Source organism: Chloroflexota bacterium, from assembly GCA_026708035.1.
In the GTDB taxonomy this organism is placed as follows: Bacteria; Chloroflexota; UBA11872; order UBA11872; family UBA11872; genus JAJECS01.
Map to the genome: position 1 here is coordinate 38,503 of JAPOVQ010000027.1, position 13,765 is coordinate 52,267.

Consider the following 13,765-nt stretch of genomic DNA (forward strand, 5'->3'; position numbering starts at 1 on the left):
CGCGGGTCCGGGTGCATTGCGTTCGCACGGCGGCTACTCGACCGTCACGGACTTGGCGAGATTGCGCGGCTGGTCGATGTCCGCTCCAAGCCATACGGCCACGTGATAGGCCAGCAACTGGAGCGGAATCGCGGTCACGATCGGCGCCACCGCCTCCGCCGTCTTGGGAACGTACACCACCTCGTCGGCCGTCGCGCCCGCCTGCTCGTCGCCCTCCGTGGCAATCAGGATCACCGGGGCGCCGCGCGCCCGGACCTGCTCGACGGCGTTGAGCGTCTTGTCCCGCAGGGGACCCGCGGTGGCGACGGCGACCACCGGCACGTCGGATTCGGCCAGGGCGATAGGGCCGTGCTTGAGCTCGCCGGCGGCGTAGCCCTCGGCGTGGATGTATGAGATTTCCTTGAGTTTCAGCGCGCCTTCCAGCGCCAGCGGGAACGCCTGACCGCGCCCGATGTAGAGGAAGTCGCAGAAGCGGTGGAAGCGGCGGGCCAGGGCCTCGATCTGCGGCTCGCAGGTCAGCGCGCGCTCGACGTGCTCCGGCACGTGCGCCAACGAGGCGAGATGGTGCCGCAGCTGCTCGCGGCTGAGCACGCCGCGGGCGAGGCCCAGCTGGCACGCCAGCAAATGCAGCGACGCCAGCTGAGAGGTGAAGGTCTTCGTCGCGGCCACGCTGACTTCAGGACCCGCGTGCATATACATCACCGCGTCCGCCTGACGCGTCGCCTCACTGCCCACCACGTTGACGATGCCCACCACCGTCGCCCCGCCCCGCTTGGCGCGCCCAATGGCGGCCAGCACGTCCGCGGTCTCACCGGACTGCGTGATCGCGATGACCAGGGTGCGCGGGCTCAGCGGGCCGGCGCGATAGGCGAACTCCGAGGCGATCTCACAGGTCGCCGGCAGGCCGGCAAAGTCCTCGATGTAGTCCCGCCCAATCAAACCGGCGTGCCAGGCCGTGCCGCTGCCAACCAACACCACGCGCTCGATTTCGGCGGCGGGCATGGGCAGCCGGAAGGACGGAAACCTCAACTCGATGGGATCGAGCGTGATGCGTGGGCGAATCACGGACGCCAGGGTGGTCGGCTGCTCGTGGATCTCCTTGGCGAGGAAGTGCTTGTGGCCCGCCTTGGCGATCGAGAGCGGGTCCCAGGGAATGTCGATCGTGGATCGCGTGCGCGGCCGCAGCCGCAGGTCGGTGAATTGCGCCGCTCGGTCGGCGTGCACCACCGCCATCTCGTCGGCCTCGAGGACTTGGACTTTGTGCGTGTGGCGAATGACGGCCACCAGGTCCGAGGCGATGCAGGTAGTTTCCCCGTTGCGTCCCACGACGAGTCCCCCGGCCGCGCCCCGGCGTGCCGCGACGAGCAAGTCGGGCACGTCGGGCGAAAGCGCCACGATGGCGTGGGCCCCTTCGAGCTGCTCCACGGCGGCTCCGACGGCGCTGGCCAAATCGGCGCCCGCATCCAGCTCAAGTCCGATCAGGTGGGCGATGACCTCGGTGTCGGTCTCCGAGGTGAACGCGTGGCCGGACGCGAGCAGCCCGTCGCGGAGATCGGCAAAGTTGTCGGTGATGCCGTTGTGGACGATGACCACGCGCCCGGACCCGTCGCGGTGCGGATGCGCGTTGGCGTCGGTCGCCGCGCCGTGGGTCGCCCAGCGCGTGTGGCCGATGCCCATGGTCCCCTCGACGGGCTGGGCCTCGACCAGGGCCTCGAGGTCGTGCAGGCGCCCCGCCCGCCGACGCACGCTGACGCCGTCCGGACCCAGCACGGCAAGTCCGGCCGAGTCGTAGCCCCGGTACTCGAGGGCGCGCAGGCCGGTGAGAATGTGGCCGGAGGCGGGCTCGTGGCCGAGATACCCGACGATGCCGCACATCCGCATGCTCCAGGGAAGCCACGCCAGCAGGCGCGGTTATGTCAACTATACCGTCCGATGGGTCGCTTGAACAACGTTAACGGACACCCAGGCCGTGACGATCCCGCAATCTGGGGTCTACGGCCGGGCGACGCATGCGTCGCCCCTACGCTTGGCGTAGAGCCGGACGGGCGGGTCGGAGACCCGCCCCTACTGTGGTCAGGCTGCCTGGATGGCCGGTAGGGGCCGGTTTCAAACCGGCCCGCGCGCCGAACCCGCACGCATCGCCGGCGGTCGCCGGCAACCGGGGCGATCTAGGGCCAGGCGACGCGTCCCGTGCCGTAGCAGCGGGGGCAGCGGTGGGGACGCCCGCTGGGCAGCGGGCCGGTATGGCCGGCCTCAAGACCCCCTCCGTCGCAGACGGAACAGCGGCGCGAAAGCAGCCGCCGCCACACGGCCCACCACAGGCCCATGAACCAACCGCCGCCCTTATATCCCGGCGCGGAGTCGTTCACTCGGCGGGACGGCCCCGACGCAAGCCCCGACCCGGCGTTGCGCCCGTGTGCCGGCTGTCGTCGATCACGGCGGTACCGTTCACGATCACGTGGTCGATGCCGGTCGGCAGGCGCCGCGGCTGTTCGAAGGTAGCGTTGTCGATCACGGTGTCCGCATCGAACACCACCACGTCGGCCGCCATGCCGGGGGCAAGGACTCCGCGGTCCACCAGCCCAAAGCGCGCCGCCGGCATGCCCGTCATGCGCCGCACCATCGCCTCCAGCGGAACGACCCCGAGCTCACGCACCCAGCGGCCCAGAAAGCGCGGATAGGTGCCGTAGGTGCGCGGGTGCGGCGCGTCGCCCAGCAGGATGGCGTCGCTGCCCACCATGTGGCTTGGGTGACGCATGATCTGCGCAAAGTCGTCGTCCGTCTGGTCGTTGAAGAACACCGACGCGGCCCGCCCGCGCTCCTCCCGCACCAGATCGACCAGGAATGCATGCGGCTCCAGATCCCGCTCGTCGGCCACCTCGCCGAGCATGCGGCCCTCCAGGTGGCGGTTGGGACCGATCGGCATGCTCGACAGCAGCGCGCGGTCGACTTCAAGCGCGTTGTCGCCGGCGCGGTTGGCCATTTCCGTCGCGATCCGCGCCCGCGTATCCGCGTCTTCCAGGCGACGCAGCATTTCCTGCGGCCCGCCCTCGAGCGCCCAATCGGGAAACGAGAAGTGCAGCAGTGAGCTGCCCGCGGGATAGGCATAGGTGTCGAACGACAGCGACACGCCGGCGCGAATGCCGCGGTCCGCCTCGTCCAGGTTCTCCCACCAGCGCTGACCGCTGCTGATGTAGTGCGAGATGTGGACCGGGCAGCCCGCGCGCCGCCCGATGGCCATGGTTTCACGAATGGCGTCGCGCATGCCGAGGATGTAGCGCATGTGCGGCACGTACGGCGCGTCGAATTCGGCGGCAACCTCGCTCAGGGCCACGAGCTCATCGGTGTCGGCAAAGGCGCACGGCTTGTAGTCGAGGCCGGTCGAGAGCGCGATCGCCCCGTCCCGGAACGCCTCGTGCGTGATCTGCTGCATGGCCCGCAGCTCCTCGGGCGTCGCGCGACGGTCCTCCCATCCGATCAGGGCCGCCCGCACGCAGCCGTGCGGCACGTGATGCGCCGCGTTGCAGGCCGCCGCGCCCTCGAACGTGTCCAGCCAGCCGGCGACGGTGGACCAGTCGTGGCTGATGGGCGGGTCGCCGTTGAGGGCGGCGAAATAATCGCGAAACGCGGGCTGCAACTCGTCGGCCAGCGGCGCGTAGCCGATCCCGTCCAGCCCCAGCAGGTCCGTCGTGACGCCCTGGCGCACCTTGGGCTCATGCGCCGGCTCGGCCAGCAGCATCAGGTCCGAGTGCGTGTGCACGTCAATGAATCCCGGACAGACCACGCGGCCGTCGGCCTCGATCTCTCGTGCGCCCTGATCCGGGACCAGCCCGACGGCGGCGATTCGCGTGCCATCGATGGCGACGCTGCCGCGGTGGCCGGGCGCGCCCGTGCCGTCGACGATGCTCGCGTTGCGGATCACCAGGTCATGCACAGGCATCTCCGGATGCGGCTGGTGGCGCGGTCTCGAAACCGGCCCGGAGGGATGGCGAATCGTAGCGCGCCCCGTCGCCGCGCTCGTAGGCCGCGAGTCGGCGATCGATTTCATCGGCGGCAAGCGTCGCGAAGCGCTCGGCCACGTCATCGCCGAACAGCGTCCGCCCGGCGGCCACGCGCTCCGCGGCGATTCGCTCGGCTTCGGCCGGGTCGTCCGGTCGCCCGTCGGCGCGGGCGAACACGCCCACGATCTCCGCCGGGCTGGTCGCAAGCGCCAGCAGATGCACCCACCGCGTCAGTCTGCCCAGCGGCTCCGCCGCAACGATCAGGTCCATCCCGCCCGGATCGAACGGATGCACCGCCGCCGCCGCGCGCGCCAGCGCCCCCGATGGATCGTTCCAGCCATGCTCCAGCGCGTAGGTGAGTCCCACCGTCGCTGCCCGGTCCGCGCGCCGTGCATGCTCACCGCAGACGAGGACGAAGACTTCGTCCACGGCCAGGTGCGCCAGGTAGCCCGCCACGTAGGCGGCCTGCGGGTCCGACACGGCGTCCGGGCGAGCCAGCGCGGGCCGGGCCGCGAATAGCTCCGTCGTCGCGCGTCCCCACGTTCCGGGCTCGCGAAACTCAAAGAAGTGGGTGGCCGCCCGACCCGTCTCGTTGCGTTCGCGCGCGTCGGGCGCCACAGCGCCGACGCAGAATTGGCTGAACTGCGCGTCGATGACCCGGCGCAGGCGGCCGCTCGCGCGGTCCGCCGCCTCGACGGCAAGCTGCAAGTGCGCGCGCGAAAGGGCCATTAGGCATTCCCTGTTACAGTACCCGCGAATCCAATATTCCCAGCATCGTGTTGGGCTGCCAAAGGGAGGCACGGGATGGAAGTTCGATGGCTCGTGTCTTACTGCCGATCTTTGGCTTGGTGGTGCTCGCCGGGGTAACGACCAGCGCCGTTTTCGCTGTCGCGTACGAGGGCGAGAGCTTCTGCCAGCATGCGCAGTCTTGGCCCAGCGGCTCGTATCTCGGCCAGATGCATCCTTTCCACGTCGATGTCTACCGGGGCTATGCGGCCGAGGTTGGGCGCGACCCCTGTGACCTGTGGGCGCTTGACCAACGCTATTCCGCCGTGCGCGGGCTGCGGGAGTTGGGCTACACGGTGTTCGGCCCTGGAGAATTTGCCTGGCCGGAACCGCCGGAACCAACGTTGGCGGTCGTCGCCCCCTCGGCCATCACCTACCAGGCGACGGCCGGGTATGGCCAGGACCGTGGCACACTCGACCTGTTGCCGGGGATACACACCGTGGCGTTTGAGTTTGAAGGCTGGCACCTCGGTGACGTGATGGTGACGGCCACGGGACACGATGGGTCGCCGGTGGTGGTTCACGACGGCCCCGTGCACCACAGCGGGGCCTTTACGTTCCGCGCCCCAATGGCTGGGGACTACGTGTTTGAGGTCGCCGCCGTCGGTGACTGGCGCCTGTGGGTTGGTGAGCCACCGATCCCGGTGAAACCCGACGTCGTGACCCGGGAGATTGAGATCGAGATCGAGGGTGATCCGTCCGTCGCGGCGTGTGAAGAGCTGCTATTCGGGTAGCCGGAAATCACCGGAGCGATGGTCGACAGACGGGCGCAGGAGGAACGCTGTGGCAATCACGATAGGGCATACCGGAGTCGTCGTGCGCGATCTGCCGCTCATGGAGCGGTTTTACGGCGAGATCTTGGGCTTGCAGGAAACTCGTCGCGTCGTCCGCGAGGGACCGTTCATCGACGGCATCACGGGTCTCACCGGCGTTGTGTTGCAGGCCGTGATCCTGGGCACGCCCGAGCATCCCAACGGCGTCGAGCTGATCAAGTATCCGAATCACCCCTCGGCCATCGTGCCCAAGGGGCCCAATGGCCACGGCATGAACCACATTCACTTCATCGTCGACGACCTGGATCCGATTCTCGCGGCGCTCGAGGGCCTGGGTCTGGACTACTGGGGATCGCCGCAGGACTGGCCCGACACTTGGAAGCGCGTCGTCTACGCCAAGGATCCCGAGGGCAACGTCATCGAGTTCACCGAGCGGCTGTAGGGCTGAGCCCGGCGGCGCTATTCGGAGGTCAACTCCTCCGCGTAGGCGAAGATCAACGGCGTGCCGCCGGTGTGCATGAAGGCTACGGCGTCCTGCTCGCTCAGCGCGCCGCTGCGCACGTCGTCCAGCAGCGCGGCGAAGGCTTTGGCCGTGTAGACCGGCTCCAGGAAGACGCCCTCGATTCGCGCGAGCAGCTTGATGGCCTCGATGCCGTCGGGCGTGGCGCCCGCATAGACCGGTCCCATGTAGGCGTCGGTATTCGAAATCTCGGCGGCGTCGAGCGTCAGGTCCAGCCCCAGCAGCTCGGCCGTCATGTTTGCCATCCGGGCCTGCTCGGGGGTGCGGCCGCCGGGCACTCTTAGCGGCGTGAACCCCCGGATCTGGAGGTCCAGACCAAGCGCGCGTACTCCAAGCTCCAGCCCGGCCTGCGTGCCCCCGCCGGACGCGACGTAGACGTGGCTGAGGGAGACGCCGCGTTCGGTCGCCTGCTCCACGGTTTCAATGAGGCACTCGACGTATCCGACGGCGGTGAGCGGCCCGTAACCCACGATGTAGGGACGACGACCCTGGTCCCGCAGCTCCCGCTCGACCCGCTGCATCTCGTCCTCCACGCCAAACATCTCGTCGCTGTCCACCTGCCGCACGTCGGCGCCCAGCAGCTCGGTGAGCAGGCGGTTGCCCTGCCGGTCGTCGCCGTGGATGCCGCGATTCAGCACCAGCACCACGTCCAGCCCGGCCTTGCGCGCGGCCGCCGCGCACTGGCGCGCATGGTTGGACTGGCGCACGCCGCCGCCCCAGACGATCACGTCGCAGCCCTGCTGCAGGGCGTCGGCCACCTCGAACTCGAACTTGCGGTTCTTGTTGCCGCCCAGGGCGCTGTGCGTCAAGTCGTCGCGCTTGATGAAGACCCGCGGCCCGCCGATGGCCTGGCGGAGATTGGTCAGCTCCTCGAACGGCGTGGGCAGATCGGTGAGGTGAAAGCGCGGCAATGCGGCAATCCGCCGTCGCAGGTCGGCCACCGACACCGGCACCGGGTCGCGGGTGTTCATGGGTGGAGTATCCCGATTTCGCAGACCCCAAGTATGCGCCGCGCGCATCTCGGGCGCCTGAAACTGATGGAGTATGCTACGCGCACCCGCCGGGCGGATTGGGCCGCGGGCGCGTAGCTCAGCTGGTTAGAGCGCCACGTTGACATCGTGGAGGTCAGAGGTTCGAGTCCCCTCGCGCCCACCAGACTTGACGGTAGACAGAACCGGGGCGTGGAGAGCCACCTCCTCGGCGTCCCTTCCCCCTATGGGAGCATCCTCCGGCATGGGGATGCTGTAACGCAGCAGAGCGTTGCCGGGCATGACGACGATCTCCTTCACGAAGCTCTCGATGAAGGCCCTACGCTCCGTCAGCTCGCTCTCGTTGAGGAACACGCTCAGGTCCCGGGCGTAGGCCGTGATGGTCTCCACGTCGTCCAAGACCTCCCTGCGCTGGGAGAGGATGCCCCTGGCCTCCTGCGCCGACGCCTCCAGCCTCTCCTGCCGCTCCCGGTGGTCCCTGATGCGGGGCTTGAAGTCCTCGATGTCCAGGTCCGTGGTCTCCGCCAGGTCGTAGAGTCGTCCCAGCCTGCGCTTCACGTCCTCAAGCTCCGACTCGATGGTCTGAAGTTTCTGGCGCTGCTCCTTGGCGATGCCGTCCATCTCCTCGTCCACCAGCCGAACCAGCTCCCGGATGTTGGACTCGGTGAGCACGTTCTCCCGTATCTTCCCCACCACCATCTCCTCGAAGCGACGGGCGTTGAGCCTGGGGGTCTCGCAGGCGTGCCTGCCCCGCTTCATGATGGACTGGCAGACGTAGTAGGCGTACTTTCCGCTCTTGGCGTCTTGGCCGGAGAGCGCCCCGTCGCACGTCCGGCACTTGACCATCCCGCTCAGCAGGTAGCTGCTCCCCACCCTGCGCGGATGCGTCTTCTTGGGGGCGCGTCGGCGCATCCGCCCGTTGACTCTCTTGAACTGGGCCTTGGTGACGATGCCGGGAAACGCCTTCTCCACTCTGACCGGCTCATCCTTGCCCTTCCCGCCGACGCCCCAGAGGAGGGTTCCCGTGTAGGCTTCGTTGCGGAGGATGATGTGGACGCCGTTCTTAGACCAGAGCCTGCCCGTGGGGTTGGCGATGCCCTCGGCGTTGAGGGTCTGGGCGATGTCCAGGATGCCCCTGCCCGACTCGGCCATGTCGAAGATGCGACGCACCACGGGAGCAGTGGCGGGATCGGGTTCCAGGGTAGGGCGCTTCTTGGCCCCGTCCTGCACCATGCGCTTGGCGTAGCCGTAGGGCACCCTGCTGGCGACCCAGAAGCCTCTTGATGCGGCCTCCCGCATCCCCCGGCGAACCTCCTCGGCAAGATTCTCCGAGTAAAATTCGTCCACCGACTCAATGATGGCCTCCATGAGCCTGCCGGTGGCGGAGTCGTCGGCGTGCTCGGTGATTGAGACGACGCGGACTCCCTTCCTTCTCAGCATGGACTTGAAGGCGACGGCGTGCTCCCGCTTGCGGGTGAATCGACTGAATTTCCAGACAAGAATCTCCGCAAACGGGGCTTCCGGCTTGCTGGCCTCGTCCAGCATCTTGCGGAACTCCGGCCTGTCGGCGATCCTGCCGCTTTCGGCCTCGTCGATGTACTCCCTTGCCACGACGTAGCCGTTCTTGTCGGCGTAGTCCCGCAATGCCCGCAGCTGGGCGGCCACGGACAGGTCCACGTCCTGCCGGTCGCTGGACACCCTGGCGTAGAGGGCGACGGGGGTCATGTCAGTCCTTTCGTTCATCTCTATCCTCCCTTGGTTTCGGTCTGTCTCTCTTGGCGTGAGCGCCGCCGCTGCATCCGTTCCTGTATTCGCCACTCCCGCTCCTCCATGTAGAGTCGTATGGCCTCACGGAGCAACTCGCTCACGGTACGCTGCTCCTCTGTCGCCACTTCCCTAAGCTCTTTCGCCGTCTCCGGCGGCAAGGAGAAAGTCACAGTATCAGTGTTTCTGGATTTGGTGGGCATGGGTCCACGGCCTGCCTTTACCGCACTGAGTCTTACTCTTATCATCTCGCAACCGCAACCTCGCCGTCAAGGGAGGCGTGCCAGAGCTTCGGGTACAGGCTGCTCCCGGTCTGTCTCGATGTCGTGGGGGTGTACAGGGATCGGCGTCAGTTGCAGAAATGCAAGTTGGGGCTGTTTTGAACCTGAAACCGGATGAACGGGAGGGGAGGTTGGCAGGTGAGCAAGCAATGTTTGGTCGGGGCGTGTTCCACGGCATGAGGGCGGAGTTGCAGAAATGCAAGTCGGCAAGACAGCCACATGGGAGCCACATCGGAGCAAGCGATGCCGACGCACTCTGAGACTGCGACAGAGAGATTGTTGACCGGTCACCCCGTCCAGAGCGTCCAACAGGTCGAGTATGGGATGATCGGCGGTCCCGCCAGTTCTGCAACGAATTGTACTTTTGGGAGCTGTTGGGGGCTGACACGGTAAGTAAGGGGAATGCCCTTTTGTCCCCTATAGGAAGTGTCGGGAACGGCTTTGGCGACAAGTTGGCAGCAAGTTGCGAGAGCTTCGGCGTCGGTAGGTTGAGGGTTGCGGGCAGGGCTGCGTAGCTATAAGCCGTAGCTGAGAAGCGAGGGAAGCGGGGGTGCGTGACGTGGCGGCGAAAACGGGCTGACCGGTCGGTTCTGCAACGATTGTACTTTTGCAGGCGGTAGCGGAGATGCGTGACCGGTCGCGTCTGCAAGTTGTCCCAGCAAAGCTGCTGGGACGACCCCTATTGGAAGCGTCGGGAACCGAAAAGACGGTCATTGTTGTACCTGATGCATCAGGGTCAGGGGCCTTCTGTGGAGGGAATTCGGCGGGTGTGGTCACTGTTGCACCTGGTACGTCAGGGCCAGGGGTCGTCTGTCGAGGGAGTACGGCGGGGGCAACATCCATGCGTCGCCCAGGACGCCATGCTCGGCGATGGCCTCTGCGTTGCTGGTGATGATGGGCACGTCGTCCTCTCCGTCGGCGATGTCGAGGAAGGCGGCCTCGTTGTCATGGGACTCGAAGACGAAGAGCACATAGGGCAGATGTCCCTCGTGGTCACGCTTCGCCCATCCACTCAGGAAGTACCGGCGGTAGGACCGCAGGCGTTTGGGGATGCGCTTCGGCGTGGTGGCCCTCCGCTCGAACTCCAGCAGGAAGGGACGCCACTCGCCCTTGTACTCCAGGGTGAAGGAGGCGTCGGGGTGGATCGCGTAGGTGGTCTGGTCGTGCCGGTAGCCGATGCTGGAGCGGTGGGTGGGCAGCAGGTCGAACAGGTCGTGGTCCGGGGAGTTGGCGACCTCGGCTGAGAGCATGGAAGCGAATCCTACGACGCCGGCGTGGTGGCGCAGCTGGGACTTCAGGGCGCGCAGGGCGGTCCCTGCGTAGACCGGAGGGTTTGCGTCCGTTGGTTCAGGGCTCCAGCGGTCGAGGGTGAGGCCGACAGCGGCCCGGTCCCGGCGGGCCAGATACGTCAGCCCCTCGTCGGTGAGCATGAGCAGGGAGCCGTCCTCCCGCATGAGACCGCGCTCACGGAGGGAGCGGAGCACCTGATTGACTCTGCGCAGGGTGACGCCGCCCATGAACCCCGCGAGCTGCTCACGGGTGCACAGGGGCCAGGCGGCCAGCAGATCCAGGGCGTCCTTCTCGGCGCGGGTGAGTTGGACTGCAAGGGAGTAGGTGATCTGCTTTGTGGGCTCCGGCATGGCGGCCTTCACACGGGAGGAGTAGAGGTCTTCCAGGTCGGGCCTCGGGTTGTCGCGGAAGAAGGAGTGGGACGAGTCCAGCAGCCGGTCCATCCAGGCCAGGATGCTCCTCAGGGATGCGCTGGGGTCGATGCGCACGGGAGGGTCGTTGCCCAGGCCGCTGCCGCACTGCTGCCAGACGGCGCCGGTGTGGGCAACGGCCAGAAGCTCCCCTTCCGTCGCCGCGAAGGTCCTGCGGTGCTCCGAGGGGTCGCTCAATGACCGGATGGCCCTGCGGGTGGCCTGGTCTGCATGGGTCAGCACCAGGGTGGCGAATGGCCTCTCGCGGCTGGGGAGGCGCTCGACGCTCCTGAGGCGGTAGCGCAGGTTGGAGGTGGGCAGGGTCGCTCCCTGGCGGATGACGCCGATGGAGCGTCCACCGGACATGGTGACCAGCATGTCGTAGGGGCCGCTGCGGTAGTGGTCCACGCGCACGGGCTTCTCATGCGGGTCAGCATCGGCGATCATGGCGGCCACGCGGTAGTGCACGGCCACGGCGTCCATGCGCTCGGCCAGCAGCCGGAACCACTGCCTGGACACCGGGTACTCGCTGAGGAAGTGGTCCGTGCCGTGCTCGATCCGCCCTCCGGTGAGGATGCCCTGTTTTGTGGGGAAGTAGCGGCGCTGGGGGCGGGAGCCGAGAACGCTCAGGTGGTGCGGCACGGAGTCCACCAAGCCCCGTTTGGCGAGCTTTCCCAACCGGGCGCGGAGGGTGGAAGCAGGGACGCGCCCGAAGCGGGCCAGCTCGTCCACGGTGGCCAGGGGCGCGGCGCACAGCAGCCGGAGGGCGTCCTCAAGAGCCTCGGAGAGCCGCTTGGAAGCGGTTACCGAGCTTGCCGCCGTTCCGCCGTCCTTCAGCCGTCGCCTGGCCTGCGCCTGGAGTATCAACCGCTCCTCGGCCTCCTCCAGCGCCTCTGCGCTGCCGCCAACACGCTCCAGCACCGCACGTGGGATGGCTCGCCCCGCTTGGCCTCGATGGAGAAAACGCCACAGGGTGTGGCGGGAGACGCCGAGGGCCTTGGCCGCCTTGGGCTTGCCGTGCAGCACGGCGTAGGTGCGCACGTAGTCCCGGACCGCCTCGTCCAGGTCTGCTCCGGCCTGCGCCGCGCCGTTCGATGCTTGTGCTTGTGGATTCGTGGCTGCCAATCGGATGCTCCAACTCGCTAACGTCCCAACATCTCATCTTGAACGGGAAATTGCTCGCATGTAATGCCTCGCAGGACGTTGTTATGGGACGAGATTTGTGGTAGATGGCGATGCACTCGGAGAGGGCTCTGAAAGGTTCTCCAGGCGGCGTAGCGGCCTCTCTTGCGTCCTTGCCTTGGCTTCCCTGGTGCCGCCGGTCATCGCCGCTCCGTCGAGTCTGGGGAAGTGGGGAGGGTTTGCCAACGCTCCATAACGGGTGACGCGTACGACACTATCCCCATTGCCCGCCGCCCATGAGCGGCTCATCCGCGAGCCTACCCTTCGGGCGGCGTCTCCGGCGATGCTGAGACGGCCTGGAATGCCTCTCGCCGCAGGTGAGCGCGGACGATCATGCGAGCCAGGATGCGCAGCCCGTGTCGCATCTGTTCCCGCTGCTTGGGGGTGTACGCCGCCGATGCGTTCGCGGACGTGGTGACGCTCTTTGACGGTCTCTTTCTATCGGCCCTTCTCATCCCGCTCCTCCGTGCCGGTCTCGGCGGGATGCAAGCTGATCTCTCCGCCGTTGACGCCGAATCTCGGGCGTCGTTAGACCAGTCTGCGGGCCTAGGAGAGCGAGCGGTATCCCTCGGAGAGGACTACGCGCCTGTAATCCCTTTCGAGGGACTACATCGATGTAATATGGGACTGCTAGGCGCTTGATGCGTCAGCACATGACCCCGCGAGGGTCCTCCGCGATGCCAAGGAGCAGTACACGGAAGGAAGCTCGCTGCAAGCTGCACCTTCACGCCGTTTCAAAGCTGGAGCGGGAAGGGCAGGAATTCTCTACCGAACTTAAAACAGCGAACGCTTTGTGTCAGGGGCTGGTTGCGACGGAAGGAGCAAAGCCGCTAGGTGAAACCCACAAGTTTGTAGGCAGAATCGAACATCCGGCTGCAAGCGCGCCAGCGGAGAGCAGCAAGTTTGCGGACGACGGGCGGGTTGGTGAGAAAGGGAACACCGTGTGGATGCGGAACGGTTAAGCGAGTGCTCTGAGCATCGCCATCGCATCTTTCTTCAGTTTAGTCACTCGCGTGTTGAGTCCCCGTTGAGGACTTGTCATTCTTGGCCCATTTCCCAATCATTAGCGCAGCGAAGGCGGAGAACATCAGGCCGTTCAAGACGAATGGAACCACCCAGATAGCCCACGCGCCCCATGACGGGATTGAGACGTCTTTGCCTGCCGTCGTCGCCATGAAGAGAATGAGCACCAAAAGCCCCGCAGGAGAACTTACCAGAGCCGTTCCGAGACCCCACATCCACCCCAAACCCATATTCCTGCGGAACCATCCGGCTGCCAGACTGGTGAGCATGGTCATGGTCGGCGCGAGACCGAAGACAAAATAGAAGAACAGGTTTACCCTCAAGGCTTCCACTTCGGCGGATTCCATGCCCCACATCAATTCACCTCTTCCCGCTTCTGCCGCAGTACCACGCCATGCGGGTCAGCAGCCACGACGGGCCGCCGCGATTTCATCGCTTGACGGGCGCAGGCGGGCATTCCGGTACTCCTTCGCAGGTTCCCAATCCGCTCACTGCGACTGCCGCAGATAGATGCGCTCAAGGGGCGAGATCATGCCGTTGGCGGGGAAGCTCCACTCGAAGAAGTCCCGGTTGTCCACCGCGTGCACGATGACATTCTGGAACTTCTCCAGCAGGCCGGGGGGAGCCGAGTACGCCTTCATGTAAGATCCAGGGTGACTGTGACCGGCTCCCCGGGCACTATGAGACTCATATCTGCCTTCCACCCTTGTCCGAAGATTGTGGGCGGAGGCCCGCGAAGGCGAGCC

The 13,765-nt window shown here is 66.5% G+C and carries 11 protein-coding genes and 1 tRNA gene; 5 read left to right on the forward strand and 7 right to left on the reverse strand.

Annotated elements, in window-relative coordinates; translation table 11 throughout:
* Nucleotides 1-33: 33 nt before the first annotated feature.
* The 3 genes from glmS to OXG33_11745 all read right to left on the reverse strand — a co-directional run bounded on the left by glmS (nt 34) and on the right by OXG33_11745 (nt 4,730).
* Nucleotides 34-1,875, reverse strand: a complete 1,842-nt coding sequence (gene glmS / locus OXG33_11735) for a glutamine--fructose-6-phosphate transaminase (isomerizing) (GenBank protein MCY4114587.1) — start codon at nt 1,873-1,875, stop codon at nt 34-36.
* A 490-nt stretch (nt 1,876-2,365) separates the two neighbouring features.
* Nucleotides 2,366-3,940, reverse strand: a complete 1,575-nt coding sequence (locus tag OXG33_11740) for a D-aminoacylase (protein ID MCY4114588.1) — start codon at nt 3,938-3,940, stop codon at nt 2,366-2,368.
* On the reverse strand, nt 3,927-4,730 hold the full coding sequence (locus tag OXG33_11745; protein ID MCY4114589.1) for a zinc dependent phospholipase C family protein: 804 nt from the start codon (nt 4,728-4,730) through the stop codon (nt 3,927-3,929). Before OXG33_11745 ends, OXG33_11740 begins: the two co-directional genes overlap by 14 nt.
* A gap of 86 nt (nt 4,731-4,816) precedes the next feature.
* Between OXG33_11745 and OXG33_11750 the strand changes: the two genes are divergently transcribed.
* Entirely contained in the window at nt 4,817-5,521 is a 705-nt protein-coding gene (locus OXG33_11750) for a hypothetical protein (GenBank protein ID MCY4114590.1), read from the forward strand.
* Between the two features lie 49 nt (nt 5,522-5,570).
* The gene (locus OXG33_11755; GenBank protein MCY4114591.1) at nt 5,571-6,002 is read left to right on the forward strand and encodes a VOC family protein; all 432 of its coding nucleotides are present in this window, start codon (nt 5,571-5,573) and stop codon (nt 6,000-6,002) included.
* A 17-nt stretch (nt 6,003-6,019) separates the two neighbouring features.
* Here the strand turns inward: OXG33_11755 and OXG33_11760 are convergent, their stop codons facing one another.
* On the reverse strand, nt 6,020-7,051 hold the full coding sequence (locus OXG33_11760; GenBank protein ID MCY4114592.1) for a D-cysteine desulfhydrase family protein: 1,032 nt from the start codon (nt 7,049-7,051) through the stop codon (nt 6,020-6,022).
* Nucleotides 7,052-7,158: 107 nt separating this feature from the next.
* Between OXG33_11760 and OXG33_11765 the strand changes: the two genes are divergently transcribed.
* The 3 genes from OXG33_11765 to OXG33_11775 all read left to right on the forward strand — a co-directional run bounded on the left by OXG33_11765 (nt 7,159) and on the right by OXG33_11775 (nt 8,687).
* Nucleotides 7,159-7,235 (forward strand) — tRNA-Val (locus tag OXG33_11765).
* Nucleotides 7,236-7,261: 26 nt separating this feature from the next.
* A complete protein-coding gene (locus tag OXG33_11770) occupies nt 7,262-8,353 on the forward strand; it encodes a hypothetical protein (protein ID MCY4114593.1) in 1,092 nt (363 codons plus the stop codon).
* Nucleotides 8,354-8,435: 82 nt separating this feature from the next.
* Nucleotides 8,436-8,687: a hypothetical protein gene (locus OXG33_11775; protein MCY4114594.1), complete on the forward strand. Its 252-nt coding sequence runs from the start codon at nt 8,436-8,438 to the stop codon at nt 8,685-8,687.
* Nucleotides 8,688-9,887: 1,200 nt separating this feature from the next.
* Here the strand turns inward: OXG33_11775 and OXG33_11780 are convergent.
* The 3 genes from OXG33_11780 to OXG33_11790 form a co-directional block, all read right to left on the reverse strand.
* Nucleotides 9,888-11,939, reverse strand: a complete 2,052-nt coding sequence (locus tag OXG33_11780; GenBank protein ID MCY4114595.1) for a replication-relaxation family protein — start codon at nt 11,937-11,939, stop codon at nt 9,888-9,890.
* Between the two features lie 1,058 nt (nt 11,940-12,997).
* Nucleotides 12,998-13,366 carry a hypothetical protein gene (locus OXG33_11785; protein ID MCY4114596.1) on the reverse strand — a complete coding sequence of 123 codons (369 nt, stop codon included), beginning with the start codon at nt 13,364-13,366 and terminating at the stop codon, nt 12,998-13,000.
* 141 nt (nt 13,367-13,507) lie between these two features.
* Nucleotides 13,508-13,660 carry a hypothetical protein gene (locus OXG33_11790; GenBank protein MCY4114597.1) on the reverse strand — a complete coding sequence of 51 codons (153 nt, stop codon included), beginning with the start codon at nt 13,658-13,660 and terminating at the stop codon, nt 13,508-13,510.
* Nucleotides 13,661-13,765: the final 105 nt, after the last annotated feature.

Coding starts and splice junctions, on each gene's coding strand:
- glmS (MCY4114587.1), bottom strand. CDS start 1,875: ATGTGCGGCATCGTCGGGTATCTCGGCCACGAGCCCGCCTCCGGCCAC.
- OXG33_11745 (MCY4114589.1), bottom strand. CDS start 4,730: ATGGCCCTTTCGCGCGCGCACTTGCAGCTTGCCGTCGAGGCGGCGGAC.
- OXG33_11740 (MCY4114588.1), bottom strand. CDS start 3,940: ATGCCTGTGCATGACCTGGTGATCCGCAACGCGAGCATCGTCGACGGC.
- OXG33_11785 (MCY4114596.1), bottom strand. CDS start 13,366: ATGGAATCCGCCGAAGTGGAAGCCTTGAGGGTAAACCTGTTCTTCTAT.
- OXG33_11750 (MCY4114590.1), top strand. CDS start 4,817: ATGGCTCGTGTCTTACTGCCGATCTTTGGCTTGGTGGTGCTCGCCGGG.
- OXG33_11790 (MCY4114597.1), bottom strand. CDS start 13,660: ATGAAGGCGTACTCGGCTCCCCCCGGCCTGCTGGAGAAGTTCCAGAAT.
- OXG33_11775 (MCY4114594.1), top strand. CDS start 8,436: ATGAGCCTGCCGGTGGCGGAGTCGTCGGCGTGCTCGGTGATTGAGACG.
- OXG33_11760 (MCY4114592.1), bottom strand. CDS start 7,051: ATGAACACCCGCGACCCGGTGCCGGTGTCGGTGGCCGACCTGCGACGG.